Below are 3861 nucleotides of genomic sequence, written 5' to 3'. Positions count from 1 at the left end.
GCGCCGGAGGACGACGAGGGCGTCCACGCCGACGTGGCGGCCGGGCCGACGGCTCCGGAGGCGGCGCCGACGACCGACACGACGGCGACGCTCGACGCGGCGCACGGGCAGACGGCGCTCGTCGCCCTCGGGCTGCTGCCGGTCAAGGGGCGGGCGCCGAAGACGGGGTACGACCGTGAGCTGTTCGCGTACCGCGCCGTCGACCTCGACGGGAACGGGTGCGACACCCGCAACGACGTGCTGCGGCGCGACCTGACGGCGGTGACGCTCAAGCCCGGCACGCAGGACTGCGTCGTGCTGTCGGGCACGCTGGCCGACCCGTACTCGGGCACGTCGATCCCGTTCGTGCGCGGCGAGTCGACGTCGGCGGACGTGCAGGTCGACCACGTCGTCGCGCTGTCCGACGCGTGGCAGAAGGGTGCCCAGCGGCTCGACGACGCCGCGCGGCAGCGGCTCGGGAACGACCCGCTCAACCTGCTCGCGGTCTCGGGGCCGCTGAACACGCAGAAGGGCGACGGCGACGCCGCGACCTGGCTGCCGCCGAACACGGCCTACCGGTGCGCGTACGTCGCGCGTCAGGTGGCCGTGAAGTACGCGTACGGGCTGTGGGTCACGGCCGCCGAGCGGGACGCGATCGCCGGGGTGCTCGCGTCGTGCCCCGACGAGCCGCTGCCCGCCGGGTCGACGCTCCCGCCCGAGCGCGTGGCCCCGGCGCCCGTCGACCCGGCCCCCATCCCTGCGCCGGCGCCCGGCGGTGGCGTCCCGGCGAACCCGGGCAACGCGGTGAACTGCGGGGACTTCGCGACGTGGTCCGAGGCGCAGGCCTGGTTCGAGACGTACCTGCCCCACTTCGGCGACGTCGCGGAGCTCGACGGGGACGACAACGGCGTCGCGTGCGAGCGGCTGCCCGGCGCACCCTGACGACCCGCGGCCCGGCGGTGCACGCCGGACGGTGAGGGCCCGTGCGCCCGACCGCCCGCGGGTCAGCGCTCGAAGGCCCAGACGCGGTCGGTGAGCATGCGCGCGACGGCGAGGCCGATCGAGAGGGCGACGACGACCAGCGCGGCCTGCACGCCGTACGCGAGCGCGGACGTCGTCTGCCCGTCGGACAGGTGGAACACGGCGCGGTACGCGGTGACGCCGGGGACCATGATGACCACGGCAGGCACGGAGATCGTGATGCGCGGGACGCCCAGCCGCGGCGCGACGACGGCCGCGAGCAGCCCGACCAGGAGGGCGACGAGCGCGGCGGCGGCCTGCACGACGACGCCCGCGTCGACCAGCTCGAGCCGGACGACGTTGGCGACCATGCCGACCGTCGCGGCGCCCACGGCCATGCGCCACGGGCTGTTGAACATGAGCGCGAACCCGAGCACGCCGAGGAACGACGCGACGAACCGCAGCCCGAGCAGCAGACCGCTGTCGAGGCCGAGCGGGGGCGGCGGGTCCGGCTGGAGGCCGACGATGCTCGACACGCCCCACACCGCGAGCGCGGCCGACGTGAGGATCATGAGCGCGTAGACGAGCCGCGCGACACCGGCCGAGAAGTCGAGCTTCGCGAGGTCCAGCGCACCCGTGACCAGGGCGAACCCGGGGATGAGGAACAGCACCGCGGAGACGTAGCCGGCCTCGTGCCGCACGCCGATCGCGCCGACCCCGTGCAGCACCGTGACGAACCCGAGGTACGTGAACGCGCCGAGCGCGGCCGCGAGCATCGTCACGCCGAACTGGTTGTAGCCACGGTGCAGGAGCGCCCGCCGCAGCGCCTGCCCGAGCGACGCCCCGACGAAGACGCCGATCACCTCGACCGGGCCGCCGTTGTTGAGGAAGGCGAAGGCCGCGCACGCGATCCCCGACCACACCGCGTTCAGCAGCGCCGGGTAGAGAGGCGTGCGGGCGGCGATGTCGTCGAGCGCGGCGGTCGCCTCCTCGACGGTCGTCTCGACGCCGTCGCGCAGCTTGCGGTCCTCCAGGCGGGACACGAGCGCCTCGAGCCGCGACAGCCGGTCGGCGTTGATGCCGACGGACCGCACCTCGGTGACCTCGGTGCGGAACGACCGGCCCCGGTGCGACGTCGCCGTGATCTCCGTGAGCGTCACGTGCGCCTCGTGCCGGTCGATCCCGAGGGCACGGGCCATGCGGGCCATCGACGCCTTCACGCGGTAGGACCCGGTGCCCGCCGACAGGCTCAGCCGGCCGACGCGCAGCGCGACGCCCGAGCGGCGGATGAGCTCGAGCTCGTCGTCGTCGGGTTCCGTGGGCACGAGGCCATCATGGCCGGTCAGGGGCCCCCGGTCGCCCGGGACCGTCGTCCCGGTCGGGGGCCCGGGGCGTGTGCCGCTCGTCACCGTGCGGCCGGTCGTGGGCCCGGCGGGGCCGCCAGCCGTCCGGGGTCGCCGCCGCCTCGACGCCACGGCTCACGACGAAGGCCACGGCCAGGCCGACGGCGAGCGCGCTCGCGTGGCCGACGTCGGTGAACGTCCGCAGCCACACGCCGGGCAGCACCCACACCGCGACCAGCAGGGCGAGGTACCACCACCGCCAGCGGCGCGGGACCCGCGCGACGAGCACGCCCGTGACGCACGCGACCACGTAGCTGACCCCGACGTCGTCGGCGCCGGCGAGCGCGGGCGACAGCCACCCGCGCGCGATGCCCGTCGTGAGCACCGCCCCTACCACGAGCGACGGCACGACCTGGCCGGCGACGCCCACGAGGACCGTCGCCGCACGGCCCAGCCATCGCTGCGTGTACGCGACCGCGACGACCAGCCACACCACGAGCACGAGGTTCGACGGGTGCGGCAGCACGAGCCCGCTCAGGACGAGCGACTCGACGGGCCGCGCGCGCATGTTGTCGAGGTTGCCGCTCGCGTGCGCGGTGATCGCGTCGACCGTCTCGTCGGGAAGGAACGCCATGACGAGCGCACCGAGCGTCACGAGCCCGCCGTAGACGAGCGCGACGTCCGACCGGCCGACGGTCCGCCCGACGTCCCGCAGCACCGACCGGGCGGCGTCGCGCGTCATGGTCGGCTCGTCACGACCGGGCGCGCTCGCCGGCCGCGGCCTTCACGGCGACCTCCTCGACGCGTGCCGCACGCGTCGCGGGTCGCCTCGCGTCGACCAGCCACACCAGGTGCAGCCGCTTCACCGAGCGCGGGTACGCGTCCCACGTCTCGCGCGCGCCGGGGTGCGCGTCGAACGCGGCGGCCAGGTCGGGCGGGACGACGAGCGCCTCGACGTCGTCGAGCAGCGTCCACGACCCGTCGGCCTTCGCGGCGTCGACGACGGCGGTGCCCGCGGGGAGCATCCGCCCCTCGGCCTCGAGCCGGACCAGCCGCTCCTTGTTGGTGCGCGCCCACCCCGACCCGGGCTTGCGGCGCGCGAACCACTGCGCGGTCCGCTCGTCGTCGAGGGACCGCTGCGTCGCGTCGATCCAGCCGACCGTGAGCGCCTCCTCGACGGCGGCCTCGTACGGGACGGACGGCCGGCCGGTGGACCGGCGCCACGACACGAGCCACACGCCCGTCTCCGTCGCGTGGTGCGCGACCAGCCAGTCGCGCCACTCCTCGACCGTCTCGACGTGCAGCTGCGGCGCGTCCTTCTGACCCGTCATGGGCCTGATTGTCCCCTCCCGGTCCGACACCGGCGCGGCTACGGTGACGGGCATGCTGCTGCTGGCCGAGGAGACGTTGCTGCTGCTCACCGACCCGGTCACCGGGCGGCCCCTCACGTCGGGCGAGCGGGTGGGCCTCGCGGCGGCGGGCGCGGCGCTCGTCGAGCTCGTGCTGTCCGGCCACGTCGACATCGCCGGACCGGGCCACCCGCTCGTCGCCCCGGGCCGCGTCGCGGTCCGACCCGTCC

At 75.5% G+C, this 3861-nt stretch carries 5 protein-coding genes; 2 read left to right on the top strand and 3 right to left on the bottom strand.

Features of this window, described 5'->3' with window-relative positions:
* Positions 1-921: HNH endonuclease family protein (locus tag HGA02_RS12760; RefSeq protein ID WP_168679327.1), on the top strand; the 921-nt coding region annotated here is incomplete at its 5' end.
* A gap of 62 nt (positions 922-983) precedes the next feature.
* On the opposite strand, the gene HGA02_RS12755 is transcribed toward HGA02_RS12760, so the two are convergent.
* Genes HGA02_RS12755 through HGA02_RS12745 form a run of 3 tightly spaced genes read right to left on the bottom strand, consistent with a single transcriptional unit; the run spans position 984 to position 3613 of the window.
* Positions 984-2264, bottom strand: a complete 1281-nt coding sequence (locus HGA02_RS12755) for a threonine/serine exporter family protein (RefSeq protein ID WP_168679326.1) — start codon at positions 2262-2264, stop codon at positions 984-986.
* Positions 2265-2271: 7 nt separating this feature from the next.
* Entirely contained in the window at positions 2272-3024 is a 753-nt protein-coding gene (locus HGA02_RS12750) for a rhomboid family intramembrane serine protease (RefSeq protein ID WP_168679325.1), read from the bottom strand.
* Positions 3025-3034: 10 nt separating this feature from the next.
* Positions 3035-3613: a YdeI/OmpD-associated family protein gene (locus HGA02_RS12745; protein WP_168679324.1), complete on the bottom strand. Its 579-nt coding sequence runs from the start codon at positions 3611-3613 to the stop codon at positions 3035-3037.
* A 52-nt stretch (positions 3614-3665) separates the two neighbouring features.
* On the opposite strand from HGA02_RS12745, the gene HGA02_RS12740 reads away from it, so the two are divergent.
* On the top strand, positions 3666-3861 hold a 196-nt coding region (locus HGA02_RS12740; protein WP_210728523.1), incomplete at its 3' end, for a GPP34 family phosphoprotein.

Origin of the sequence: Cellulomonas septica (genome assembly GCF_012396155.1) — a bacterium.
Lineage (GTDB): Bacteria > Actinomycetota > Actinomycetes > Actinomycetales > Cellulomonadaceae > Cellulomonas > Cellulomonas septica.
Note: the sequence above shows the minus strand (reverse complement) of the source record. Positions and strands in the feature narration are given on the sequence as shown.